Source organism: Streptomyces sp. NPDC051315 (assembly GCF_044455165.1).
GTDB lineage: Bacteria > Actinomycetota > Actinomycetes > Streptomycetales > Streptomycetaceae > Streptomyces.
The window spans coordinates 140,175-164,341 of the sequence record NZ_JBITEN010000009.1 but is presented as its reverse complement, the minus strand read 5'-3'; the positions used below and the strand labels follow the sequence as shown (position 1 = coordinate 164,341).

The window sequence follows — 24,167 nt, the reverse complement described above, 5'->3', positions numbered from 1 at the left end:
ACGCGTTATGGAAACCGTCATCCTTGCTGTAGTCATCGCCGTGGTCGTGCTCGCGGCGCTCGGCGGGCTCGTCGTCGGCAGCCGGCGGAAGAAGTCGCTGCCCCCGCCGCCCCCCACCGCGCCCGACATCACCGCGCCTCCGACCGAGCCGCACGTCGGCGACGAGGCCGAGACGCCGCGCGACGAACCGCGCCGCACGATCGAGGAGGTGGACCTCCCGGGCGGTGGCGCTCCCACCGCCGTCGAGGAACCTCCCGTTGTCGAGGCTCCCGGGATCGAGATCCCGGAGCCCACCGCGGGGCGGCTCGTCCGCCTGCGCGCCCGTCTCTCCCGCTCCCAGAACGCCCTCGGCAAGGGGCTGCTCACGCTGCTCTCGCGCGAGCACCTCGACGAGGACACCTGGGAGGAGATCGAGGACACCCTCCTCACCGCCGACGTCGGTGTCCAGCCCACCCAGGAGCTGGTCGAACGGCTGCGTGAGCGCGTGAAGGTGCTCGGCACCCGCACCCCCGAGGAGCTGCGCGGCCTGCTGCGCGAGGAGCTGCTCAAGCTGGTCGGCACCGAGTTCGACCGCACCGTGAAGACCGAGCCCGCGGACCGCAAGCCCGGCATCGTGATGGTCGTCGGCGTCAACGGCACCGGCAAGACCACCACCACCGGCAAGCTCGCCCGCGTGCTCGTGGCCGACGGGCGGACCGTCGTCCTCGGCGCGGCCGACACCTTCCGCGCCGCCGCCGCCGACCAGCTCCAGACCTGGGGCGAGCGCGTCGGCGCCCACACCGTGCGCGGGCCGGAGGCCGGCGACCCCGCCTCCGTGGCCTTCGACGCGGTCAAGGAGGGCAAGGAGATGGGGATCGACGTGGTCCTCATCGACACCGCCGGCCGGCTGCACACCAAGACCGGTCTCATGGACGAGCTCGGCAAGGTCAAGCGGGTCGTCGAGAAGCACGCCCCGCTCGACGAGGTGCTGCTCGTCCTCGACGCCACCACCGGGCAGAACGGCCTCGTCCAGGCCCGGGTCTTCGCCGAGGTCGTCGACATCACCGGCATCGTGCTGACCAAGCTCGACGGCACGGCCAAGGGCGGCATCGTCGTCGCGGTCCAGCGCGAGCTGGGCGTACCGGTCAAGCTGATCGGTCTGGGCGAGGGCGCGGACGACCTGGCGCCGTTCGAGCCGGAGGCGTTCGTTGACGCCCTCATCGGGGAGTGACCCCCACTTACCCACGACGGTAGGCGACGAGAAGCGCCCGCCCCCAGGCGCAGTCGGGGGCGGGCGCTTCGCCCTGGGGGTGGGTCCGTACGGCGTGCGGGGGCCGTACGGCGCCGTGCGGACGGGTGTGCAGGCCGTGCGGCGGTCTGTCCGGCGTCGGTCGCGGTCGCGCGGGTGGGTGCGTACGTCGCGCGGCGGTCCGTGCGGGAGGGCGTACGCGGCGGTCCGTGCGGAACGGTCGTGCGGCGGGTGCGTACGTCGGCCGCCGTCTGACTGGCGCGTCTGCGGCGGAGCGTACGGATCAGTACGACGCGCGCGACCGGTGGGCCACGTACGCCAGCGTGCCGAGCACGAGCCGGGCCTCCGGCGGCTGCGTCGCCGAGTCCAGGGCGGGTGGGCGCAGCCAGCGCACCGGGCCGAGGCCGCCCCGGTCGGAGGGCGGCGCCGTGATGGCCGTACCGGCGCCGAGGCCGCGCAGATCGAGGGAGGCCGGGTCGTCCCAGCCCATGCGGTAGAGCAGGTCGTCGAGGTCGGCGGCGGCTCCTGGGGCGACGAGGAACTGGGCGCGGCCCTCGGGGGTGGCGGTCACCGGACCGAGCGGGAGCCCCATGCGTTCCAGCCGGACCAGGGCGCGGCGTCCGGCCGGCTCGGCCACCTCGATCACGTCGAAGGCGCGCCCCACCGGCAGCATCACCGCCGCCCCCGGGAACTCCGTCCAGGTCCTGGTCACGTCGTCGAGCGTGGCGCCGGCCGGGATCCGCGGCGCGAACTCCAGGGGATGCGCGCCCGGCGCGTGGCAGTCGCCGCGGCCGCACGAGCAGGCGCCCGCCGCCGCCCGCGCGCCCGGTACCACGTCCCAGCCCCACAGGCCGGTGAACTCGGCGACGGCGGTGCACTCGGAGGAGCGACCTCGCCTGCGCGCGCCGGAGCGGATCTCGCGAATGCCGCCGATCGTGAAGCCCATGCCCCCTCCAACGGGTCCGACGCACCGATGGTTACGTAGCGGACGCAAGTCGTGACTCTCCGTACTGTCGCCTTCCCTGTGCCACGGGATTCAGGCGGCGCCTGGAAGCGACGCGGGTGGTGTGGCCGGCCGTGCGCGCCCCTGGGTGCAACGCTCCGCCCACTCCCCGCCGTCCTGTGTCAAGTGAATCGCGTGCGGGTCATCGTGAGTTCATTCGAAGGGGTGGCGAATGGTGGCGATTCCGCAAACGCCGTGGCCGGACGCGTGACGGAAGGATTACTTTGAGTGTGCGAGGCCCGGGGCACATGCACCTGTGGGTATGCCGGAGGCAAGTCGGCTTTCCGTTCGAAGGGTGACAACCCTCGGACGGCGGGCGGTATTTACCGGCATTCTGATAAGGCTTGGCGCACTCAAGCGACAAGTGGTCTCAGGGATGGGGGCGTTCCAGTGAGCGGCAACGACGGAAGCGGGACGGGTGCCGGGAGCGCCGCGCACGCCGACAAGCGCCCCAACGAGCTGCTCACCTCCTGGTTCGTGCGCAGCGGCTGGTCCAAGGGGGAGCTGGCCCGCCAGGTCAACCGCCGCGCCCGCCAGCTGGGCGCCAACCACATCTCCACGGACACCTCGCGCGTGCGCCGCTGGCTGGACGGCGAGAACCCCCGCGAACCCATCCCCAGGATCCTGTCCGAGCTGTTCTCCGAGCGGTTCGGCTGTGTCGTCTCCGTCGAGGACCTCGGTCTGCGCACCGCGCGGCAGACGCCCGCCGCGACCGGCGTGGACCTGCCCTGGACGGGCCCGCAGACAGTGGCTCTGCTCAGCGAGTTCTCGCGCAGCGACCTCATGCTGGCGCGGCGCGGCTTCCTCGGAACCTCGCTGGCCCTGTCCGCGGGCCCGTCCCTCATCGAGCCCATGCAGCGCTGGCTCGTCCCCTCGCCGCCGTCCCCGCAGGAGGACGCGGCGTCCGTCCCGACCAGCCGCGCCCGCGGCCGTCTCTCCCGGCCCGAGCTGGAGCTGCTGGAGTCCACCACCGTGATGTTCCGGCAGTGGGACGCCCAGTGCGGCGGCGGTCTGCGCCGCAAGGCGGTCGTCGGCCAGCTGCACGAGGTGACGGACCTCCTCCAGGAGCCCCAGCCCGAGGCCACCGCGCGCAAGCTCTTCAAGGTCGCCGCCGAGCTGGCCGAGCTGGCCGGCTGGATGTCGTACGACGTGGGGCTCCAGCCGACCGCGCAGAAGTACTTCGTCCTCGCCCTGCACGCCGCCAAGGAGGCCGGGGACCGGCCGCTGGGCTCGTACATCCTCTCCAGCATGAGCCGCCAGATGATCCACCTCGGACGGCCCGAGGACGCCCTGGAGCTGATCCACCTCGCGCAGTACGGCAGCCGCGACTGCGCGAGCCCGCGCACCCAGTCCATGCTGTATGCGATGGAGGCCCGCGCCTACGCCAACATGGGCCAGCCCGGCCGGTGCAAGCGGGCGGTCCGGATGGCCGAGGACACCTTCGCCGACGCGCAGGAGTGGGACGAGCCCGACCCCGACTGGATCCGCTTCTTCTCCGAGGCCGAGCTCTACGGCGAGAACTCCCACTCCTACCGCGACCTGGCCTACGTGGCCGGCCGCAGCCCCACGTACGCCTCCCTGGCCGAGCCGCTGATGCAGAAGGCGGTGGACCTGTTCGCCGAGGACTGCGACCACCAGCGGTCGTACGTGCTGAACCTGATCGGCATGGCCACCGTCCACCTGCTGCGCCGTGAGCCCGAGCAGAGCGCGGTCCTCGCCGCGCAGGCCATGAAGGAAGCGAAGAAGGTCCGCTCCGAACGCGTCAACACTCGTATCCGAAAGACCGTCGACACCGCCGTACGCGATTTCGGGGACCTCAGCGAGGTCGTCGACCTCACCGACCGGCTCGCCATCGAGCTGCCGGAGACCGCGGAAGCGGTCTGATCCCCGGCGGAGATCCCCTGAGCCCCGGCCGCGGCCGGCCCTCCCGAACTGCCCGACTCGGCTCCCCCAGCCAGGTCATCGGAAGGCCGACCGCGGCCGGTTTCCTTCCCCCAGGTGAAGGTTGCGCCACGATAACGATCGAGGCGGGCGGTATCCGCCAGTTCATCGACGCGTAACACGCACAGCGCCTTCGTCACGGCCGCGAAACAACGAGGGGCCTCCACCGAAACCGCGCTGCGCCAATCTCATGGCGCATAACCGGCCCACCCCTCAATCCGCTCTGGCTTCGCCCGCACGGGGCCGTACTCATGACGAGGAGACGCCGATGGCATCAGCCGCCATCACGCTTGCGGCGGACGCACCCACGCTGTCGTCCGCCAACACAGGCTTCATGCTCATTTGCTCTGCCCTGGTGATGCTCATGACCCCGGGCCTGGCCTTCTTCTACGGAGGCATGGTCCGCGTCAAGAGCACCCTCAACATGCTGATGATGAGCTTCATCAGCCTCGGGATCGTCACCATCCTGTGGGTGTTGTACGGCTTCTCCCTCGCCTTCGGTACGGACTCCGGCAGCCTCATCGGGTGGAACTCCGACTGGGTCGGCCTCAGCAACATCGGCCTGACCGAGCTGTGGGACGGCTACACCATCCCGATCTTCGTGTTCCTGGTCTTCCAGCTGATGTTCGCGATCATCACGCCCGCCCTGATCAGCGGTGCTCTCGCGGACCGCGTGAAGTTCAGCGCCTGGGCGCTGTTCATCACCCTGTGGGCCACGGTCGTCTACTTCCCGGTCGCGCACTGGGTCTGGGGCGCCGGCGGCTGGGCCTTCGAACTCGGCGTGATCGACTTCGCCGGTGGTACGGCGGTGCACATCAACGCCGGCGCCGCGGCCCTCGGTGTGATCCTGGTCATCGGCAAGCGCGTCGGCTTCAAGAAGGACCCGATGCGCCCGCACAGCCTGCCGCTGGTCATGCTCGGCGCGGGTCTGCTCTGGTTCGGCTGGTTCGGCTTCAACGCCGGCTCGTGGCTCGGCAACGACGACGGCGTCGGCGCGCTGATGTTCGTCAACACGCAGGTCGCCACCGCCGCCGCCATGCTGGCCTGGCTCGTCTACGAGAAGCTCCGCCACGGCGCGTTCACCACGCTGGGCGCCGCATCCGGCGCGGTCGCCGGTCTGGTCGCCATCACCCCCGCGGGTGGCGCGGTCTCCCCGCTCGGCGCGATCGCCGTCGGCGCCATCGCCGGTCTGCTGTGCGCCATGGCCGTCGGCCTGAAGTACAAGCTCGGCTACGACGACTCCCTCGACGTGATCGGTGTTCACCTGGTCGGCGGTGTCGTCGGCTCCCTGCTCATCGGCTTTTTCGCCACCGGCAAGGGCCAGTCCGAGGTCGCGGGCCTCTTCTACGGCGGCGGCCTGACCCAGTTCTGGAAGCAGTGCGCCGGTGTCTTCGCGGTCCTCGCCTACTCGCTGATCGTCTCCGCGATCCTCGCCTTCATCCTCGACAAGACCATCGGTATGCGGGTCTCCGAGGACGAGGAGGTGGCCGGCATCGACCAGGCCGAGCACGCCGAGACCGCGTACGACTTCAGTGGTGCCGGCGGCGGTGCCGCCCGCACCACCGCCCTCCCGGCCCCGGTCGCCGACACTGCGAGCAAGAAGGTGGACGCATGAAGCTCATCACCGCCGTCGTGAAGCCGCACCGGCTCGACGAGATCAAGGAAGCCCTCCAGGCATTCGGCGTCCACGGCCTGACGGTCACCGAGGCCAGCGGTTACGGTCGTCAGCGGGGACACACCGAGGTCTACCGCGGTGCCGAGTACACCGTCGACCTGGTCCCCAAGATCCGCATCGAGGTGCTGGCCGAGGACGACGACGCCGAGCAGTTGATCGACGTCATCGTCAAGGCGGCCCGCACCGGCAAGATCGGTGACGGCAAGGTCTGGTCCCTCCCGGTCGAGACCGCCGTACGGGTCCGCACCGGCGAGCGCGGCCCGGACGCGCTCTGACCGCAGAACAGAACAGGAGTCGCTGGGTGACGAGTACGGACGTGCGCAAGGATGCAGAGGACTCGGGACCCAGCGGCTACGCGGCGGCCCGGCTGCGCCTCCTCACCGAGGGGGCGCGGTCCGGGCCGCCGCGCCGTGCCGCCCTCGCCGAGCTGACCGACGACTGGCTGTCCGGCCTGTTCGCCGCGGGCGCCGGGGAAGTGCGGGGCGTGTCCCTGGTCGCCGTCGGCGGCTACGGCCGCGGCGAACTCTCCCCGCGCAGCGACCTCGACCTGCTCCTGCTGCACGACGGCGACGACCCCAAGGCGGTCGCCGCCCTCGCCGACCGCCTCTGGTACCCGGTGTGGGACCTCGGCCTGGCCCTCGACCACTCCGTGCGCACCCCGGCGGAGGCCCGCAAGACGGCCGGGGAGGATCTCAAGGTCCAGCTCGGCCTGCTGGACGCCCGCCATATCGCGGGCGACCTGGGGCTGACGGCGGGACTGCGGACGGCGGTGCTGGCCGACTGGCGCAACCAGGCACCCAAGCGCCTTCCCGAACTCCAGGAACTGTGCGCCGAGCGCGCCGAACGCCAGGGGGAGCTGCAGTACCTGCTGGAGCCCGACCTCAAGGAGGCCCGCGGCGGTCTGCGCGACGCCACCGCCCTGCGCGCCGTCGCCGCATCCTGGCTCGCCGACGCCCCGCGCGAGGGCCTCGACGACGCCCGCCGCCGGCTCCTCGACGTCCGCGACGCCCTGCACCTGACGACCGGCCGCGCGACCGACCGCCTCGCCCTCCAGGAGCAGGACCAGGTCGCGGCCGAGCTGGGCCTGCTGGACGCGGACACCCTCCTGCGCCAGGTCTACGAGGCCGCCCGGGTCATCTCGTACGCCAGTGACGTCACCTGGCGTGAAGTGGGGCGGGTGCTCAGGTCGCGCGCCGTACGCCCGCGGCTGCGCGCCATGCTCGGCGGCGGGAAGCCCGTCGCCGAGCGCTCCCCGCTGGCGGAAGGGGTGGTGGAGCAGGACGGCGAGGTGGTGCTCGCCCGCGCCGCGCGCCCCGACCGCGACCCCGTGCTGCCGCTGCGCGCCGCGGCCGCCGCCGCGCAGGCCGGCCTCCCGCTCTCCCTGCACGCCGTACGGCGCCTCGCGGCCACCGTGCGCCCCCTGCCCACGCCCTGGCCCGCCGAGGCCCGCGAACAGCTGGTCACCCTGCTGGGCTCGGGCCAGCCCACCATCGAGGTCTGGGAGGCGCTGGAGGCCGAAGGGCTGATCACCCGGCTGCTGCCCGACTGGGAACGGGTGCGCTGCCGGCCGCAGCGCAACGCCGTGCACATCTGGACCGTCGACCGGCACCTCATCGAGACCGCGGTGCGCGCCTCCGAGTTCACCCGCCGCGTCAGCCGTCCCGACCTCCTCCTGGTCGCCGCGCTGCTGCACGACATCGGCAAGGGCTGGCCCGGCGACCACTCCGTGGCCGGCGAGATCATCGCCAAGGACGTGGCCGCCCGCATCGGCTTCGACCGCGCGGACGTCGCCGTCCTGTCCACCCTCGTCCGCCACCACCTGCTGCTCATCGAGACGGCCACCCGGCGTGACCTGGAGGACCCGGCCACCGTCCGGTCGGTCGCCGAGGCGGTCGGCTCGCAGGGCACTCTGGAGCTGCTGCACGCCCTGACCGAGGCGGACGCCCTGGCCACCGGCCCGGCCGCCTGGTCGTCCTGGCGCGGCTCGCTCGTCGCCGACCTGGTCAAGCGGGTCTCGGCGGTGCTCGCCGGGGATGCCCCCGAGGAGCCCGAGGAGGCCGCGGCCACCGCCGAGCAGGAGCGGCTCGCGATCGAGGCGGTCGCCACGGGCAGCCCGGTGCTGGCGCTGCGCGCGCAGACCGAACCGCCGGCCGACCCGGCCGCGGTGCAGCCGTCCGGCGACCCGGAGCCGCTCGGTGTGGAACTCCTCATCGCCGTGAGCGACCAGGCGGGCGTGCTGCCCGCGGTCGCCGGCGTCCTCGCCCTGCACCGGCTGACCGTCCGCACCGCCGAGCTGCGGGCCCTGGACCTGCCCTCCGGCGTCGAGGGCTCCGTGCTGCTCCTGGACTGGCGGGTCGCGGCGGAGTACGGCTCGCTGCCCCAGGCCGCCCGGCTCCGCGCCGACCTCGTCCGCGCCCTGGAGGGCTCCCTGGACATCGCGGGCCGGCTCGCGGAACGCGACGCGGCCTACCCCCGCCGCCGGGGTGTGGTCGCGCCCCCGCCGCGCGTCACGGTGGCCTCGGCGGCCTCCCGCCTGGCCACGGTGATCGAGGTCCGCGCCCAGGACGCGCCGGGACTGCTGTTCCGGATCGGCCGGGCGCTGGAGGACGCCGGGGTGCGGGTGCGCAGCGCACATGTCAGCACGCTGGGCGCCAACGCCGTCGACGCCTTCTACGTCACCGGAACGGAGGGCACGCCCCTGCCGGCCGACGAGGCCGCTTCGGTGGCGCAGAAGCTGGAGGAGACGCTGCGGGGGTGACCTCGCGGTCATGTCACGCCTCGACCCGGGTTTCCCCGCGCTCGCGGGGATGGCCCGCCGGTGGCGACGGGGGGGGGTCCGGCGAGGCCGCGTGCTCGCGCCGACGCGGGGTTTCGTCGTGGCCCGCCCGCTGAATCCAGCAGGCGGGGACGAATGTCTTGCTCGGCCGGATACCCTGGAAGACGCTCATACCGCCCCCGACCCCGAGGACCGACGCCGCCGTGTTCGATACTCTCTCCGACCGCCTCTCAGCGACCTTCAAGAATCTGCGCGGCAAGGGGCGTTTGAGCGAGGCGGACATCGACGCCACCGCGCGCGAGATCCGCATCGCCCTCCTCGAGGCGGACGTCGCCCTGCCGGTCGTGCGGACCTTCATCAAGAACGTCAAGGAGCGCGCCCTCGGCGCCGAGGTCTCCAAGGCGCTGAACCCGGCCCAGCAGGTCCTGAAGATCGTCAACGACGAACTCGTCACGATCCTGGGCGGCGAGACCCGGCGCCTGCGTTTCGCCAAGCAGCCGCCGACCGTGATCATGCTGGCCGGTCTGCAGGGTGCCGGTAAGACCACCCTCGCGGGCAAGCTCGGCCGCTGGCTGAAGGAGCAGGGCCACTCGCCGCTGCTCGTCGCCGCCGACCTCCAGCGCCCCAACGCCGTCAACCAGCTCAGCGTCGTCGCCGAGCGCGCCGGCGTGGCCGTCTACGCGCCGCAGCCGGGCAACGGCGTCGGTGACCCGGTCCAGGTCGCCAAGGACTCCATCGACTTCGCGAAGTCCAAGGTCCACGACATCGTCATCGTGGACACCGCCGGCCGTCTCGGCATCGACGCCGAGCTGATGCAGCAGGCCGCGGACATCCGCGACGCCGTCTCGCCCGACGAGATCCTCTTCGTCGTCGACGCGATGATCGGTCAGGACGCGGTCAACACCGCCGAGGCCTTCCGGGACGGCGTCGGCTTCGACGGCGTGGTGCTGTCCAAGCTCGACGGTGACGCCCGCGGTGGTGCGGCCCTGTCGATCCGCCAGATCACCGGCAAGCCGATCATGTTCGCGTCGAACGGCGAGAAGCTCGACGACTTCGACGCCTTCCACCCTGACCGGATGGCCTCCCGCATCCTCGACATGGGTGACCTGCTCACCCTGATCGAGCAGGCGGAGAAGACGTTCAGCCAGGAAGAGGCCGAGAAGATGGCCTCCAAGCTGGCGTCCAAGAAGGGCCAGGACTTCACCCTGGACGACTTCCTGTCCCAGATGGAACAGGTCAGGAAGATGGGGTCGATCTCCAAGCTGCTCGGCATGCTGCCGGGCATGGGCCAGATCAAGGACCAGATCAACAACCTCGACGAGCGCGACGTCGACCGCACGGCCGCCATCATCAAGTCGATGACCCCGGCCGAGCGCCAGGACCCGACCATCATCAACGGCTCGCGCCGCGCCCGTATCGCCAAGGGTTCCGGTGTCGAGGTCAGCGCGGTGAAGGGCCTGGTCGAGCGGTTCTTCGAGGCCCGCAAGATGATGTCCCGCATGGCCCAGGGCGGCGGCATGCCGGGCATGCCGGGGATGCCGGGCATGGGCGGCGGTCCCGGCCGCGCCAAGAAGCAGCCGAAGAAGGCCAAGGGCAAGCAGCGCTCCGGCAACCCGATGAAGCGCAAGCAGCAGGAGCAGGAGGAGGCCGCCCGCCGCGCGGCCGCCGCCCAGGGCGGTGCTCCCGGCGGCGCCTTCGGCCTGCCGGGCCAGCAGCCCGGCCAGGACTTCGAGCTGCCCGACGAGTTCAAGAAGTTCATGGGCTGACCGCGCCGCGGTCACGGTCCGTCGAGGGCGCCTTTCCACCGGGAAGGCGCCCTCAGCGCGTGCCGGTGACCGGTATGTGTCGTAACGTCCAGATATGAGCAATGCGGCGCCACCACGCAAGGCCCCTGAGCAGCCGTGGCGCACCGAAGGAACCCCGGACGAGGCGCCACGACGGTCCGGCGGCAGGAGGATACGCGGCCGCTGGTGGGGCCTGATCGTCACCGCGGTGATCGTCTTCCTCCTCGCCTACCTGGGCCTGCACTACTTCGGCGGGGGCGACGAGCCGACGATCTCGTACACCGAGTTCAGCAGACAGGTCGACGACGGCAACGTCGCGAAGATCTACTCCAAGGGCGACGCCATCCAGGGTGAGCTCAAGGACGCCCGGGCCGCACCGGACGGCGATGGTGAGTACACCAAGTTCACGACGCAGCGCCCCGCCTTCGCGGACGACGACCTCTGGCAGAGCCTCAGCAGCCGGAACGTGACGGTGACCGCCGAGCCGGTCGTCCAGCAGCGCGGCCTGCTGTCCAACCTGCTGATCTCCCTGATCCCGATCGTGGTCCTGGTCGCCGTGTGGATCTTCTTCGTCCGCCGGGCCGGCACGGGCCTCGGTGGCGCGGGCGGCGTCCTCGGCCGCAAGGCGCCGCCCAGGCCGGTCGAGCTCCAGCCGGGCAGACAGCGCACGACCTTCGCCGACGTCGCCGGCATCGACGAGGTCAAGGGCGAGCTGGACGACGTCGTCGACTTCCTCGAACACCCCGACGCCTACCGCAGGATGGGCGCCAAGATGCCCCGCGGAGTGCTGCTCGCCGGATCGCCCGGCACCGGCAAGACGCTGCTGGCGCGCGCGGTGGCCGGCGAGGCGGGCGTGCCCTTCTTCTCCGCCTCCGCGTCCGAGTTCATCGAGATGATCGTGGGCGTCGGCGCGTCCCGCGTCCGGGAGCTGTTCGCCGAGGCACGCAAGGTGGCGCCGTCGATCATCTTCATCGACGAGATCGACACCATCGGACGCGTCCGCGGCGGCGGCGCCTCGGTCAGCGGCCACGACGAGCGCGAGCAGACCCTGAACCAGATCCTCACGGAGATGGACGGCTTCTCCGGGACGGAGGGCGTGATCGTCATAGCGGCCACGAACCGCGCCGACATCCTGGACCCCGCGCTGACCCGGCCCGGCCGCTTCGACCGGGTGGTCAACGTCTCCCCGCCGGACCGGGGCGGACGCGAGGCGATCCTGCGGATCCACACCCGGCAGATACCGCTCGCCCCGGACGTGGACCTGGCCCATCTGGCCCGGGTGACGCCGGGCATGACGGGTGCGGATCTGGCCAATCTCGCCAACGAGGCCGCTCTGTTCGCCGTCAAACGCAAACAGAACCAGGTCACTCGGGCCGACCTGTCCGAAGCGCTGGAGAAGGTGCAGCTGGGCGCCGAACGCACCCTCGTCATGCCGGAGGACGACCGCCGCCGGACCGCCTACCACGAGAGCGGACACGCCCTTCTCGGCATGCTCCAGCCCGGCGCCGACCCCGTCCGCAAGATCACCATCGTGCCGCGCGGCCGGGCGCTGGGGGTCACCATGTCGACCCCCGAGGTGGAGCGGTACGCGCACTCGGAGGAGTACCTGCGCGGCCGCATCATCGGAGCCCTCGGCGGCATGGCGGCGGAGCAGGTGGTCTACGGGGTCGTCACCACGGGCGCGGAGAGCGACCTCGAACAGGTCACCGCCATCGCGCGCGGCATGGTGGCCCGCTGGGGCATGAGCGAGCGCATCGGTCGCCTCTCCGCCCTCCCGAGCGACGCCCAGCAGGCGTACGGGCTCGCGGCCGCCCCGCAGACCCTCGACGCCATCGACAGCGAGATGCGCCGCATCGTCGACGAGTGCTACGAGGAGGCCTCCCGCAAACTCCACGACCACCGCGCCCAGCTGGACGCCCTCGCCCAGGCCCTGCTGGAGAACGAGACGCTGGAGGAGGCGGACGCGTACCGCATCGCGGGCATCGCGCGCCTGACCAAGGACGACGCCTAGGCCGTGCACGCGATGAGGGTGCCAGGACCGTCCAGGCGACGGGGGTGTCCGGACCGTACGGGGGAGGAGGGTGCCCGGACCGTCCAGCGAGCAGGGTGCCCGGACCGTACGGGCGAGCAGGGTGCCCGGACCGTCCGGGCACGGCCTCGTCCGGTGGGTCAGGACCGCTAGACCGTGCGCGCGATCAGGTACCGGAACACGTTCGGCATCCAGACCGTGCCGTCCTCGCGCCGGTACGGGTGCAGTGCCTCGGTCACCTCCTTGTCCACCTGCGCCTGGTCCGTCGCGGAGATCGCCGCGTCGAACAGGCCCGTGGACAGCAGGCCCTTGAGGGCACTGTCCACGCCCGCGTACCCGAACGGGCAGGCCACGCGCCCGGATCCGTCCGGCTTCAGACCGGCCCGCTGGGCGACCTCCTCCAGGTCGTCGCGCAGGGCCGGGCGCCAACTCCCGCCGGCGCGCAGGGGATCGGCCAGCTTGGTGGCGACCCGCAGCACGGAGGACGTGGCGCAGCGCTCCGGCGGACCCCAGCCGACGAGCACCACGGGCGTGCCCCGCTCGGCCAGCGGCGTGGCGGCCGCCAGCAGCTCGCCGAGGCCTTCCGCGTCGCCCGCGAGGCAGCCGATCGGCTCGAAGGCGGTCACCAGGTTGTACGCGGGGATCCTCGCGTCGGCCGCGTCCTCGGGCGAGCCCTCGACGAGCCGGGTGTCCGCACGCGCGTGTGCGCCCGAGCCCTCAGGCATCAGCCGCTGGCGGGCGAGGGCCAGCCGCTCGGCGGAGGAGGCCTCGACCCCCGTCAGGGCGGCGCCTCTGGAAGCCGCCATCAGCAGAGCCAGCCCGGAGCCGCAGCCGAGGCCCAACAGCCTTGTGCCCGGGCCCACTTCCAGTCGCTCGTAGACGGCCTCATAGAGCGGGACCAGCATCCGCTCCTGGATTTCGGACCAGTCACGCGCGCGTGCACCCAGATCCGCGCGGGCCGTCGCCGGCCCGGCCTGAGGCGGGTGCTGCCGCACGAGCGTAGGTGTCATGAAAAAGCGCCCCAATCCGCCGAGAGTTGCCGCTGTGCTCGTTCAGGTGGCCCCCGTCAGTGCGCCCGCACTCCCCCGTATGTCAGGTAACTCCCCACTCGACCCCGCGTCCAGGGGTTGAGAAGCCCTGCTTGAGGACAACCTGCGCGTGTGGCGAGATTTCACATCCCGGCAACCTGGGGCCGTACCATCGCGCCATGGCTAAGGCACCCGTTCTCACGCCGCGGGCGGACGACTTCCCGCGCTGGTACCAGGATCTGATCACCAAGGCCGAGCTGGCCGACAACGGTCCGGTGCGCGGCACCATGGTGATCCGGCCGTACGGGTACGGGCTGTGGGAGCGGATGCAGGCGGAGATGGACGCCCGCATCAAGGAGACGGGCACCCAGAACGCGTACTTCCCCCTGCTGATCCCGCAGTCGTACCTCACGCGCGAGGCCGACCACGTCGAGGGCTTCGCGCCCGAGCTGGCGGTGGTCACGCACGGCGGCGGCAAGGAGCTGGAGGAGCCGGCGGTCGTCCGCCCCACCTCCGAGATGATCATCAACGACTACTTCTCGAAGTGGGTGCAGAGCTACCGCGACCTGCCCCTGCTGATCAACCAGTGGGCGAACGTGGTCCGTTGGGAACTGCGACCCCGCCTCTTCCTGCGTACGACCGAGTTCCTGTGGCAGGAGGGCCACACCGCTCACGCCACGTACGAGGACGCCCGCGCCTTCGCGTCGCACATCCACCGCCAGGTCTACGAGGACTTCATGGTGAACGTGCTCGCGATGGACGTGGTCCCCGGCCGCAAGACCGTCAAGGAGCGGTTCGCGGGTGCCATCAACACCCTCACGCTCGAAGGCATGATGGGCGACGGCAAGGCCCTGCAGATGGCCACCAGCCAAGAGCTGGGACAGAACTTCGCCAAGGCCTTCAACACCTCCTACCTGTCGGAGGACGGCACGCAGGAGCTGGTCTGGCAGACCTCCTGGGGATCGACCACCCGCATGATCGGCGCCCTGGTGATGATGCACGGCGACGACCACGGGTTGCGCGTCCCGCCGCGTCTGGCGCAGACCCAGGCCGTCGTCCTCGCGATCAAGGGCGACGAAGCGGTTCTGGCCAAGGTCCGCGAGATCGGCGACCGGCTGAGGGCGGCCGGTGTCCGTGTCCATGTCGACGACCGCACGGACACGCCCTTCGGGCGCCGGGCCGTCGACTGGGAGCTCAAGGGCGTGCCCGTACGGATCGAGGTCGGGCCCCGGGACCTGGAGAACGGCACCGCGATGCTGGCCCGGCGGATCCCGGGCGGCAAGGAGCCGGTGGCCCTGGAGTCCCTGGTCTCGCTGCTCCCCACGGTCCTCGAGCAGGACCAGGCGCTGCTGCTGCGGCAGTCCCGCGAGCGCCGCGAGTCCCGTACGACGGACGTGTCCACGATCGAGGAGGCCGTGGAGGCGGCCACCGCCGGCGGCTGGGCGCGCATCCCCTGGGCGACCCTCGGCGAGGAGGGCGAGGCCAAGCTGGCCGACCACGCGGTGACCGTACGGTGTCTGGTCGCCGAGGACGGGTCGGTGCCGGAGGACGGCGAGGCGCCCGGTAACGTCGCGATCGTCGCGCGCGCTTACTGAGACGGCGCCCTCCGCCACAAGAGCGACCGAAACGCCTCTTGCGCCCCTGCGGAACATGCGTACCCCGGCGCGCGGACACCGTCTACGCGCCGGGCCGTACGGCGAACTACGCACCACCTTGGGATGAGCTGTGAGGCTTCTCCGCAGATCAGCGCACCCGCCCTCGTCAGGACGCATCAGCGGCAACTGACGGGTACGTGCAAATTATTTGGGATGCCCCGGAATAGGAACACAGGGGCACCCCCGCTCGTTGTCATTACGTGAGCACGACACAGACACCACCTGTTCTCGCCGCAGAGCTGGCACAGGCGTGGGCCGACATTCAGCGGTACCACCCCGAGCTGCCGGACCTTGCCGCGCCAGAGTCCCTGATCGGGGAGTCGTCGTCCGCCTGCGGTCACGAGCTCTCCTTCGAGCGACTGCTCCATGAGGCAGTCCACGGGATCGCCGCAGCCCGCGGCGTCCGCGACACCTCCCGCGCCGGCCGCTACCACAACCGCAGATTCCTCGCGATCGCCGAGGAGCTGGGCCTGGACCACCCCGAGGAACCGCATCCCAGCAGCGGTTTCTCGCTGGTCACGCTCAACCCCGAGGCCAAGCGCCGCTACCGTCCCACGATCGAGCGGCTCCAGCGGGCCCTCAAGGCCCACATGGCCGCCACCTCCTCCGACACCACCCGCGCCTTCCGCGGCCCGGCCGCCCGCCACGGCTCCTCCGGCGGCGGCGTCCGCGTCAAGGCGGTCTGCGACTGCGGACGCAACGTCCGGGTCGTGCCGTCGGTCCTGGCCCAGGCCCCGATCGTGTGCGGGGGCTGCGGCAAGCCGTTCCGGATCCCGGACGTCATGGGCGCGGCGTAAGGACCACCCGGCACGGCCGCCCGGCACCACCACCCGACACGGCCATCCGACTGTGCACCGGCATCTCGTGGCTGCCGGTTCAGCACCGGGTACGGCCCGCCGGGACGCCGCGCGTGACGGGCGCGGGGAACCCGCGCCCGTCACGCGCGCGTGCGGGGGCGCTGAGGCAGGTGACGGGCAGCATGCCGCGGGTGGGGGCGTGGTGCCGGATGACGGGCGAGGGGCGTTGTGCTGCGCCATGGCCGCGGGGCTGTGGACCTTGCTGTGCCGCGGCCGCCGCCGAGAGCGCGGGTGTTCGGGCCCCGCGGTGCGGCGCCACCGCCGAGGGCGCTCGGGGCCCCGCGGTGCGGCGCCGCGGCGGTCCGCCCGGGGACGCTTCGTGGTGCCCCGCGGGTGTCGCCGTCGTGCCCTGTGTCCGGCCGGGCACGTCCGCGCGCACCCTCGGCCGGAGGGGCCCTCAGGGTGTGGCAGAATGGCTAGCTGTACTCGACAGCCGCACAGGACCCCTCTCTCCTCCGGCTGACGCGTCCATCGGGCACTCGGGTACCGCAACCCCACGCGGCATGCTCGCCGTGCCCAACCACGTCAAATCCAGGAGAACCCACTCCCGTGGCAGTCAAGATCAAGCTGAAGCGTCTGGGCAAGATCCGTTCGCCTCACTACCGCATCGTCGTCGCCGACTCCCGCACCCGCCGTGACGGCCGTGCGATCGAGGAGATCGGCAAGTACCACCCGACGTACAACCCGTCGGTCATCGAGGTCGACGCCGAGCGTGTGGCGTACTGGCTCGGTGTCGGCGCCCAGCCGACCGAGCCCGTGCTCGCCATCCTGAAGAAGACCGGCGACTGGCAGAAGTTCAAGGGCGAGCCCGCCCCGGCTCCGCTGCTCGTCGCCGAGCCGAAGAAGGCGCGCCCGTCGTTCGAGGCCCTCGGTGGCGACGACGAGGGCAAGGGTGAGGCGATCACCCAGAAGAAGAAGGCTGAGAAGAAGGACGAGGCCGCGGCTGAGTCCGAGTCGACCGAGGCCTGAGCAGCATGCTCGAGGAGGCGCTTGAGCACCTCGTGAAGGGCATCGTCGACAACCCTGACGATGTGCAGGTCGCCTCGCGCAACCTGCGTCGCGGGCGTGTGCTCGAGGTCCGGGTCCACCCGGACGACCTCGGCAAGGTGATCGGCCGCAACGGCCGCACCGCACGTGCCCTGCGCACCGTCGTGGGCGCCATCGGCGGCCGCGGTGTCCGCGTCGACCTGGTCGACGTCGACCACGTCCGCTGACGCTTATCGCAACCGGCTCGGGCCGGGGAGGGCCACTGGGCCGTCCCCGGCCCGTAGTCGTTGGGCGAGTCCGAGAGCCGTGCCGACAGGTACAGGTACGACAGGTACGACAGGAGATCTTCGAACAGTGCAGCTCGTAGTCGCACGGATCGGCCGCGCCCACGGCGTCAAGGGCGAGGTCACCGTCGAGGTCCGCACCGACGAGCCGGAACTGAGGCTCGGCCCCGGCGCCGTACTGGCCACGGACCCCGCCTCCGCGGGTCCGCTCACCATCGAGACCGGCCGGGTGCACAGCGGCCGTCTCCTCCTGCGCTTCGAGGGCGTCACCGACCGCACCGCGGCCGAGGCCCTGCGCAACACCCTCCTCATCGCCGACGTGGACCCCGAGGAACTCCCCGAGGGCGAGGACGAGTACTACGACCACCAGCTGATCGACCTCGACGTGGTGACCGAGGACGGTGTGGCGGTCGGCCGGATCACCGAGATCTCGCACCTGCCCTCCCAGGACCTCTTCATCGTCGAGCGGCCCGACGGGAGCGAGGTGCTGATCCCCTTCGTCGAGGAGATCGTCACCGACATCGACCTGGAGGAGCAGCGGGCCGTCATCGACCCGCCGCCCGGCCTCATCGACGACCGCGCGGAGATCGCCTCGTCCCGCGACGTCGCCGGGGAAGAGGCGTGATGCGGCTCGACGTCGTCACGATCTTCCCCGAGTACCTCGACCCGCTGAACGTCTCCCTGGTCGGCAAGGCACGCGCGCGTGGACAGCTGAACGTCCACGTCCACGACCTGCGACAGTGGACCTACGACCGTCACAACACCGTCGACGACACCCCGTACGGCGGCGGTCCCGGCATGGTCATGAAGACCGAGCCCTGGGGTGACGCCCTGGACTCCGTCCTCGCCGACGGCTACGAGACCGGCGCGCACGCCCCCGCGCTCGTCGTCCCGACCCCCAGCGGCCGCCCCTTCACCCAGGAACTCGCCGTCGAGCTCTCCGAGCGCCCCTGGCTCGTCTTCACGCCGGCCCGCTACGAGGGCATCGACCGGCGCGTCGTCGACGAGTACGCCACCCGGATACCGGTCTACGAGGTCTCCATCGGCGACTACGTCCTGGCCGGCGGCGAGGCGGCCGTCCTGGTCATCACGGAGGCCGTGGCGCGGCTGCTGCCCGGAGTGCTGGGCAACGCCGAGTCCCACCGAGACGACTCCTTCGCGCCCGGCGCCATGGCCAACCTCCTGGAAGGCCCCGTCTACACCAAGCCCCCGGCCTGGCGCGGCCGGGAGATCCCCGACGTGCTGCTCAGCGGCCACCACGGGAAGATCGCCCGCTGGCGCCGCGACGAGGCCCTCAGGCGCACCACGGCCCACCGCCCCGACCTGATCGAGCGCTGCGACCCCAAGGCCTTCGACAAGAAGGACCGCGAAATGCTCTCCCTCCTGGGCTGGGCGCCGGACCCCGAAGGGGAGCCGTACGGCCGATTTTGGCGCAGGACCGAGGGCGTGGAAGAATAGGTCGCTGTTGTGCGCCGTCCGGCGTGCGCCCCTGCCACAGGGGGACACGACGCCCGCCCCGACGCGCACGACTTTCATCCAGAACTCCTAGTTTCCGTTGATGACCTGTGGCATCAGCGAGGAAAGCAGACGAAATGTCTCACCTGCTCGACTCCGTCGACGCCGCGTCGCTGCGCAGCGACGTCCCGGCCTTCCGCCCGGGTGACACCGTCAACGTCCACGTCCGCGTCATCGAGGGCAACCGCTCCCGTGTGCAGCAGTTCAAGGGCGTAGTGATCCGTCGCCAGGGCGCCGGTGTCCGCGAGACCTTCACGGTCCGCAAGGTCTCGTTCTCCGTCGGCGTCGAGCGCACCTTCCCGGTGCACACCCCGATCGTCGAGAAGATCGAGCTCGTGACCCGCGGTGACGTGCGTCGCGCCAAGCTGTACTACCTGCGCGAGCTGCGCGGCAAGGCCGCGAAGATCAAGGAGAAGCGCGACAACTGAGCGCTCTCCGGGGTTCACGGCGGAGCCGGATAGCATCTGGCTCCGATGGACACCGCAGCACAGCCGACGGAGCGCGACCGCTCCTCCCGCCCTTCCGTCCCCGAGGACACCTCGGAGGCGGAGCGCCGGGAGGAACGGTCGCGTTTCGCGTTGGTGGCGCGGATCTCGGACTGGCTCCCGGGCGGCCGGATCAGCCTCGTTCTGCTGATCTGCCCGCTGTTCCTGCTCCTCCTCAACGTTCTCGTGGCCCAGCCCTTCCAGATTCCCAGCGGATCCATGGAGAACGGATTGAGGATCGGCGACCGCGTCCTCGTAAATAAGTTGGCATACCGTTTCGGCGCCGAGCCGCGACGCGGCGACGTGGTTGTGTTCGACGGCACCGGGTATTTCGGGGACGCCGACTACATCAAACGCGTTGTGGGTGTAGGGGGAGACCATGTGGTCTGCTGCGACAAGGAAGGGAGGATCCAGGTGAACGGCCGGCCGGTCGACGAGTCGACGTTCCTGTATCCGGGCGACAGCCCGTCCACGGTGCCCTTCGACGTGGAGGTGCCCGAGGGAACCCTCTTCGTCCTCGGCGACCACCGCAGCGCCTCCAGCGACTCGCGCGACCACCTGGGCTCACCGGGCGGCGGCATGATCCCCGTCGACGACGTGATCGGCCGCGCCGACTGGATCGTCTGGCCCTACGCCCACCTCACCCGCCTGCACCGCCCGGACGCCTACGCGCGCGTGCCCTCGGCGAGCACCCTGCCGGACGCGGAGCGTGCCCCGCAGAACGCGGCGGGCGCCCATGGGTAACCGCGGCAAGCCCCGCGGTGTGCCCAGCAGCCCCGCGGACAACCTCCTGCCCACCGGCGCCCGGCGCGCCGCCGCCCCCGCCGGCGGCCGCACCCGCGCCGAGCGGCGCAAGCTCCAGCGCAAGGTCAAGCGCAAGCGCAGGCGCGGCGCCGTCCGGGAGATCCCGCTCCTCGTCGGTGTCGCCGTCCTCATAGCCCTGGTCCTGAAGACCTTCCTCGTGCAGGCCTTTGTGATCCCGTCCGGCTCCATGGAGCAGACGATCCAGATCGGCGACCGTGTCCTGGTGGACAAGTTCACGCCCTGGTTCGGCTCCAAGCCCGAGCGCGGGGACGTCGTCGTCTTCAAGGACCCCGGCGGCTGGCTCCAGGACGAGCAGACCACCATCAAGAAGGACGACCCCATCGTCGTCAAGCAGGTCAAGGAAGCGCTCACCTTCATCGGCCTGCTGCCGTCCGACGACGAGAAGGACCTGATCAAGCGGGTCGTCGGCGTCGGCGGGGACCGTGTCAAGTGCTGCGACACGCAAGGGCGAGTCACCGTCAACGGCGTTCCCCTGAACGAGGGGGACTACCTCTATCCCGGAAACGCCCCCTCCAGCACCCCGTTCGACATCACCGTCCCCGAGGGGCGGCTGTGGGTGATGGGCGACCACCGGGACAACTCCGCCGACTCCCGAGCCCACCAGGACACCGACTACGGGGGCACCGTCTCGGAGGACGAGGTGGTGGGACGGGCCATGGTCATCGCCTGGCCCCTGGGCCACTGGAACACCCTCAAGGAACCGCAAACCTTTTCTTCCGTGACCGACTCGGTCGCCGGGACGACCGCGTCGTCCGAGACGTCGCATAGGGTTGCTCCCGACGATCCGAACGGAACGATCCGACTCCCGAGTCCTGCGGAACTCCCGCTCGTTATGGGAGTGGTGGGCCTGCGCCGTACCTGGGGCAGGCAGCGGCACAGAGTAAGGAGTTGGCGTGGGGGATGTGGCGGTTGGCGCACGGTCCGGGCACGACGGCGAGGAACACCGTGGACGCCCCGGCGAAGCGGCCGACCCGGCTGCGGACGACGCCGTGACCTCAGGGAGTGACGTCCCGGCGGCCGGAGGCGACGGGCCCGGTGACGGACAGCCCCCCACGACGGGGCCGGGGTCCGGCGACGGGACCCCCAGGCCGAGGACGCAGCGCTCCTTCTGGAAGGAACTGCCGATCCTGATCGGCATCGCGCTCGTTCTCGCGCTGCTGATCAAGACGTTCCTGGTGCAGGCGTTCTCGATCCCCTCCGACTCGATGCAGAACACCCTGCAGGAGGGCGACCGCGTCCTCGTCGACAAGCTGACCCCGTGGTTCGGCTCCGAACCCGAGCGGGGCGAGGTCGTCGTCTTCCACGACCCGGACAACTGGCTGGCGGGCGAGCCCACCATCGACCCGAACGCCGTGCAGACCTTCCTCAGCTGGATCGGCCTGATGCCGTCCGCGGAGGAGAAGGACCTGATCAAGCGGGTGATCGGCGTCGGCGGCGACACCGTCTCCTGCAACAAGACCGGCCCCCTGACGGTCAACGGCAAGGCACTGAACGAGCCGTACGTGTACCCGGGCAACACCCCGTGCAGCATGGACGACTCGGGCGGCCAGTTCACGGTGAAGATCCCCAAGGGCTACATCTGGGTCATGGGCGACCACCGCCAGAACTCGCGCGACTCCCGCTACAACCAGTCCGACAAGAACCACGGCATGGTCCCCGTCGACCAGGTCGTCGGCCGCGCCATCGTCAAGGCCTGGCCCATCAACCGCTGGGGCACGCTGCCGGTGCCGGACACCTTCGACCAGGACGGCCTGAACGCCCGGTCGGCGGCCTCCGCCGCCCTCACGGTCGCCCCGGAGGGCCTCGCCCTCGCCGGTGTCGTCCCGGTGGTCCTGTGGCGCCGTCGGCGCGTGCGGGCGGCCGAGACCCGCTGACCCGGGTTCCGCTCGGCAAACCCTTTCCCAAGGTTGTCGGCCCGCCTCCCGAGGAAGGGCTGACCCGGCTCGGTACCGCCGGGTAGGGTGCGGGTCCATGAGCGGCGAGAGCACGACACGTACGGCCCCGCGAAGCGGCGGTGGCACCAGCAGCGGCCCGGTGGGCGGCCGGACCGGACAGCGACTGTCCGGTGTGGCCGTCGCGCTGGGCCTCGTGCTGTTCCTCGGCGGATTCGGCTGGGCGGCGCTCACCTACCGGCCGTACACCGTCCCCACCAGCTCCATGTCCCCCACGATCCATGCCGGTGACCGGGTGCTGGCCCAGGTGGTGGACGGCGGCGAGGTGCGCCGCGGCGACGTCGTGGTCTTCACCGACAAGACCTGGGCGAGCAACGCGCCCGTGGTCAAGCGGGTCGTCGCGGTCGGCGGCGACACCGTCTCCTGCTGCACGGACGGCAGGCTGACCGTCAACGGCAAGCAGATCGAGGAACCGTATCTGCCCGAGGGCAGCCTCGCCGAGATCAAGAACTTCCCCACCGTGAAGGTTCCCGAGGGCCGGCTGTTCCTGCTCGGCGACGAACGCCAGGGCTCCCTGGACTCCACCGCCCACCTCACGGACGCGGCCAGTGGCACGGTCGCGCGCGGTGCCGTCAAGGCCCGCGTCGACGCCGTCGTCTGGCCGATGAACGGCATGCTCGGGCGGCCCACCGGCTTCGAGACGCTCGGCACCCTCTCCCAGCCGGGCCCGCTGCCCACGATCGGCTGGATGATCGTGGCCGGCACGGTCCTCGTCCTCGGCGGCGGCGCGTACGGCCCGATCGCCAAGCGGGTCTCCCGCCGGCCCCGCCCGGAGCCCGCCGGTGCCCGCTGAGACGACGGACCCGGGCGTCGACTCGTACCAGGGCGGACTGCGCAAGGTCGCCCGGGTGGTCCTCCTCGACCCCGAGGACCGCATCCTGCTGCTGCACGGCCACGAGCCGGACGATCCGGCCGACGACTGGTGGTTCACGCCCGGCGGCGGTGTGGAGGGCGACGAGACCCGTGAACAGGCCGCGCTGAGGGAACTCGCCGAGGAGACGGGCATCACCGATGTCGAACTCGGCCCGGTGGTGTGGCGACGCACATGCTCCTTCCCGTTCGCGGGCCGCCGCTGGGACCAGGACGAGTGGTACTACCTGGCCCGTACGACCGTGACGGCGACCGGGGCCACCGCCCTGACCGAGCTGGAGCGGCGCAGTGTCGCGGGAGCGCGCTGGTGGACGTGTCAGGAACTCACCCGGGCACATGAGACGGTGTATCCGACCAGACTCGCCGAGCTGCTGAGCAGGCTGCTCGACGAAGGTCCCCCGGCCGGCCCCGTAACCCTTGACACGGAAATCGTCTAGCGGCTCACGGGACTGGCGCACAATGGGGGGATCGCACGGCTGAAGGGGAACATGCCATGAGCGCCGAGGACCTCGAGAAGTACGAGACCGAGATGGAGCTGAAGCTCTACCGGGAGTACCGCGATGTCGTCGGTCTGTTCAAATACGTGATCGAGACCGAGCGGCGTTTCTACCTCACCAACGACTACGAGATGCAGGTGCACTCGGTCCAGGGGGAGGTGTTCTTCGAGGTGTCGATGGCGGACGCCTGGGTGTGGGACATGTACCGGCCGGCGCGGTTCGTGAAGCAGGTGCGGGTACTCACGTTCAAGGACGTGAACATCGAGGAGCTGAACAAGAGCGACCTGGAGCTTCCGGGCGGATGACGCTCACCCCCGTGGGTGACGCGGTTGTCCACAGCCGCTGAGTTCTCCACCAAGATCAACACCGTGGAGCCGGATGCGTGACGGTTGGCGCCGGAGGTGGTGCCGACATGAACGCACGCAGTGCACTCGGCAGGTACGGCGAGACACTGGCCGCTCGGCGGCTGGTGGAAGCCGGGATGACGGTCCTGGAGCGCAACTGGCGCTGCGGCAGGACCGGAGAGATCGACATCGTCGCCCGACACGGCGACACGCTGATCGTCTGCGAGGTGAAGACCCGCCGACGCGGCGACTTCGAACACCCCCTCGCCGCCCTCACGCCCCGGAAGGCGGCACGGCTGCGAGGCCTGGCCGACCGCTGGATCCAGGCCCACGGAGGAGCGCCACCGGGCGGCGTACGCATCGACCTCGTCGGCGTCGTGCTGCCACGGCGCGGCGCGCCCGTCGTCGAACACGTACGGGGGGTGGCCTGAG

The 24,167-nt window shown here is 71.2% G+C and carries 23 protein-coding genes; 21 read left to right on the top strand and 2 right to left on the bottom strand.

What is annotated here, in order from left to right:
• The first annotated feature begins 7 nt into the window (after nucleotides 1-7).
• Entirely contained in the window at nucleotides 8-1,210 is a 1,203-nt protein-coding gene (gene ftsY / locus ACIBBD_RS19070; protein WP_399420601.1) for a signal recognition particle-docking protein FtsY, read from the top strand.
• Between the two features lie 301 nt (nucleotides 1,211-1,511).
• Here ftsY and ACIBBD_RS19065 read toward each other — a convergent pair whose 3' ends face one another.
• Nucleotides 1,512-2,174, bottom strand: coding sequence for a bifunctional DNA primase/polymerase (locus ACIBBD_RS19065; protein WP_399420600.1), 663 nt, complete (start codon nucleotides 2,172-2,174; stop codon nucleotides 1,512-1,514).
• Nucleotides 2,175-2,621: 447 nt separating this feature from the next.
• Here ACIBBD_RS19065 and ACIBBD_RS19060 point away from each other — a divergent pair, with 447 nt between their 5' ends.
• From ACIBBD_RS19060 to ftsH, 6 genes are all read left to right on the top strand, one after another.
• On the top strand, nucleotides 2,622-4,115 hold the full coding sequence (locus tag ACIBBD_RS19060; RefSeq protein WP_399420599.1) for a hypothetical protein: 1,494 nt from the start codon (nucleotides 2,622-2,624) through the stop codon (nucleotides 4,113-4,115).
• Nucleotides 4,116-4,440: 325 nt separating this feature from the next.
• Nucleotides 4,441-5,787, top strand: a complete 1,347-nt coding sequence (locus tag ACIBBD_RS19055) for an ammonium transporter (RefSeq protein WP_399420598.1) — start codon at nucleotides 4,441-4,443, stop codon at nucleotides 5,785-5,787.
• Nucleotides 5,784-6,122, top strand: coding sequence for a P-II family nitrogen regulator (locus ACIBBD_RS19050; protein ID WP_003997576.1), 339 nt, complete (start codon nucleotides 5,784-5,786; stop codon nucleotides 6,120-6,122). The genes ACIBBD_RS19055 and ACIBBD_RS19050 overlap by 4 nt, the downstream gene beginning before the upstream one ends.
• A gap of 26 nt (nucleotides 6,123-6,148) precedes the next feature.
• Complete coding sequence (locus tag ACIBBD_RS19045; protein WP_399420597.1) at nucleotides 6,149-8,605, top strand: [protein-PII] uridylyltransferase; 2,457 nt, start codon at nucleotides 6,149-6,151, stop codon at nucleotides 8,603-8,605.
• A gap of 221 nt (nucleotides 8,606-8,826) precedes the next feature.
• Entirely contained in the window at nucleotides 8,827-10,389 is a 1,563-nt protein-coding gene (gene ffh, locus ACIBBD_RS19040; RefSeq protein ID WP_399420596.1) for a signal recognition particle protein, read from the top strand.
• Between the two features lie 94 nt (nucleotides 10,390-10,483).
• Nucleotides 10,484-12,418 carry an ATP-dependent zinc metalloprotease FtsH gene (gene ftsH, locus ACIBBD_RS19035; RefSeq protein ID WP_399420595.1) on the top strand — a complete coding sequence of 645 codons (1,935 nt, stop codon included), beginning with the start codon at nucleotides 10,484-10,486 and terminating at the stop codon, nucleotides 12,416-12,418.
• Between the two features lie 167 nt (nucleotides 12,419-12,585).
• Here the strand turns inward: ftsH and ACIBBD_RS19030 are convergent, their stop codons facing one another.
• The gene (locus tag ACIBBD_RS19030; RefSeq protein ID WP_399420594.1) at nucleotides 12,586-13,446 is read right to left on the bottom strand and encodes an SAM-dependent methyltransferase; all 861 of its coding nucleotides are present in this window, start codon (nucleotides 13,444-13,446) and stop codon (nucleotides 12,586-12,588) included.
• A gap of 197 nt (nucleotides 13,447-13,643) precedes the next feature.
• Here ACIBBD_RS19030 and proS point away from each other — a divergent pair, with 197 nt between their 5' ends.
• The 14 genes from proS to ACIBBD_RS18960 all read left to right on the top strand — a co-directional run bounded on the left by proS (nucleotide 13,644) and on the right by ACIBBD_RS18960 (nucleotide 24,166).
• Nucleotides 13,644-15,059 carry a proline--tRNA ligase gene (gene proS / locus ACIBBD_RS19025; RefSeq protein ID WP_399420593.1) on the top strand — a complete coding sequence of 472 codons (1,416 nt, stop codon included), beginning with the start codon at nucleotides 13,644-13,646 and terminating at the stop codon, nucleotides 15,057-15,059.
• A 260-nt stretch (nucleotides 15,060-15,319) separates the two neighbouring features.
• The gene (locus ACIBBD_RS19020) at nucleotides 15,320-15,916 is read left to right on the top strand and encodes a hypothetical protein (RefSeq protein ID WP_399420592.1); all 597 of its coding nucleotides are present in this window, start codon (nucleotides 15,320-15,322) and stop codon (nucleotides 15,914-15,916) included.
• A gap of 609 nt (nucleotides 15,917-16,525) precedes the next feature.
• Entirely contained in the window at nucleotides 16,526-16,945 is a 420-nt protein-coding gene (gene rpsP / locus ACIBBD_RS19015) for a 30S ribosomal protein S16 (RefSeq protein WP_189937321.1), read from the top strand.
• A 5-nt stretch (nucleotides 16,946-16,950) separates the two neighbouring features.
• Complete coding sequence (locus ACIBBD_RS19010; protein ID WP_003973401.1) at nucleotides 16,951-17,190, top strand: RNA-binding protein; 240 nt, start codon at nucleotides 16,951-16,953, stop codon at nucleotides 17,188-17,190.
• Nucleotides 17,191-17,317: 127 nt separating this feature from the next.
• Entirely contained in the window at nucleotides 17,318-17,872 is a 555-nt protein-coding gene (rimM, locus tag ACIBBD_RS19005) for a ribosome maturation factor RimM (protein ID WP_399420590.1), read from the top strand.
• The gene (trmD, locus tag ACIBBD_RS19000; protein ID WP_399420589.1) at nucleotides 17,872-18,705 is read left to right on the top strand and encodes a tRNA (guanosine(37)-N1)-methyltransferase TrmD; all 834 of its coding nucleotides are present in this window, start codon (nucleotides 17,872-17,874) and stop codon (nucleotides 18,703-18,705) included. The genes rimM and trmD overlap by 1 nt, the downstream gene beginning before the upstream one ends.
• Before the next feature lie 134 nt (nucleotides 18,706-18,839).
• A complete protein-coding gene (gene rplS, locus ACIBBD_RS18995) occupies nucleotides 18,840-19,190 on the top strand; it encodes a 50S ribosomal protein L19 (protein WP_020128707.1) in 351 nt (116 codons plus the stop codon).
• A gap of 45 nt (nucleotides 19,191-19,235) precedes the next feature.
• On the top strand, nucleotides 19,236-19,991 hold the full coding sequence (gene lepB, locus ACIBBD_RS18990) for a signal peptidase I (protein ID WP_399420587.1): 756 nt from the start codon (nucleotides 19,236-19,238) through the stop codon (nucleotides 19,989-19,991).
• Entirely contained in the window at nucleotides 19,984-21,078 is a 1,095-nt protein-coding gene (gene lepB, locus ACIBBD_RS18985; RefSeq protein WP_399420585.1) for a signal peptidase I, read from the top strand. Before lepB (ACIBBD_RS18990) ends, lepB (ACIBBD_RS18985) begins: the two co-directional genes overlap by 8 nt.
• Nucleotides 20,966-21,946, top strand: coding sequence for a signal peptidase I (gene lepB / locus ACIBBD_RS18980; protein WP_399420584.1), 981 nt, complete (start codon nucleotides 20,966-20,968; stop codon nucleotides 21,944-21,946). The genes lepB (ACIBBD_RS18985) and lepB (ACIBBD_RS18980) overlap by 113 nt, the downstream gene beginning before the upstream one ends.
• Nucleotides 21,947-22,043: 97 nt before the next feature.
• On the top strand, nucleotides 22,044-22,817 hold the full coding sequence (gene lepB, locus ACIBBD_RS18975; protein ID WP_399420583.1) for a signal peptidase I: 774 nt from the start codon (nucleotides 22,044-22,046) through the stop codon (nucleotides 22,815-22,817).
• Nucleotides 22,807-23,331, top strand: coding sequence for an NUDIX hydrolase (locus ACIBBD_RS18970; protein WP_399420582.1), 525 nt, complete (start codon nucleotides 22,807-22,809; stop codon nucleotides 23,329-23,331). Before lepB (ACIBBD_RS18975) ends, ACIBBD_RS18970 begins: the two co-directional genes overlap by 11 nt.
• Before the next feature lie 56 nt (nucleotides 23,332-23,387).
• Nucleotides 23,388-23,696, top strand: coding sequence for a DUF2469 domain-containing protein (locus ACIBBD_RS18965; protein ID WP_003965949.1), 309 nt, complete (start codon nucleotides 23,388-23,390; stop codon nucleotides 23,694-23,696).
• 107 nt (nucleotides 23,697-23,803) lie between these two features.
• Nucleotides 23,804-24,166, top strand: coding sequence for a YraN family protein (locus tag ACIBBD_RS18960; RefSeq protein WP_399420581.1), 363 nt, complete (start codon nucleotides 23,804-23,806; stop codon nucleotides 24,164-24,166).
• Nucleotide 24,167: the final 1 nt, after the last annotated feature.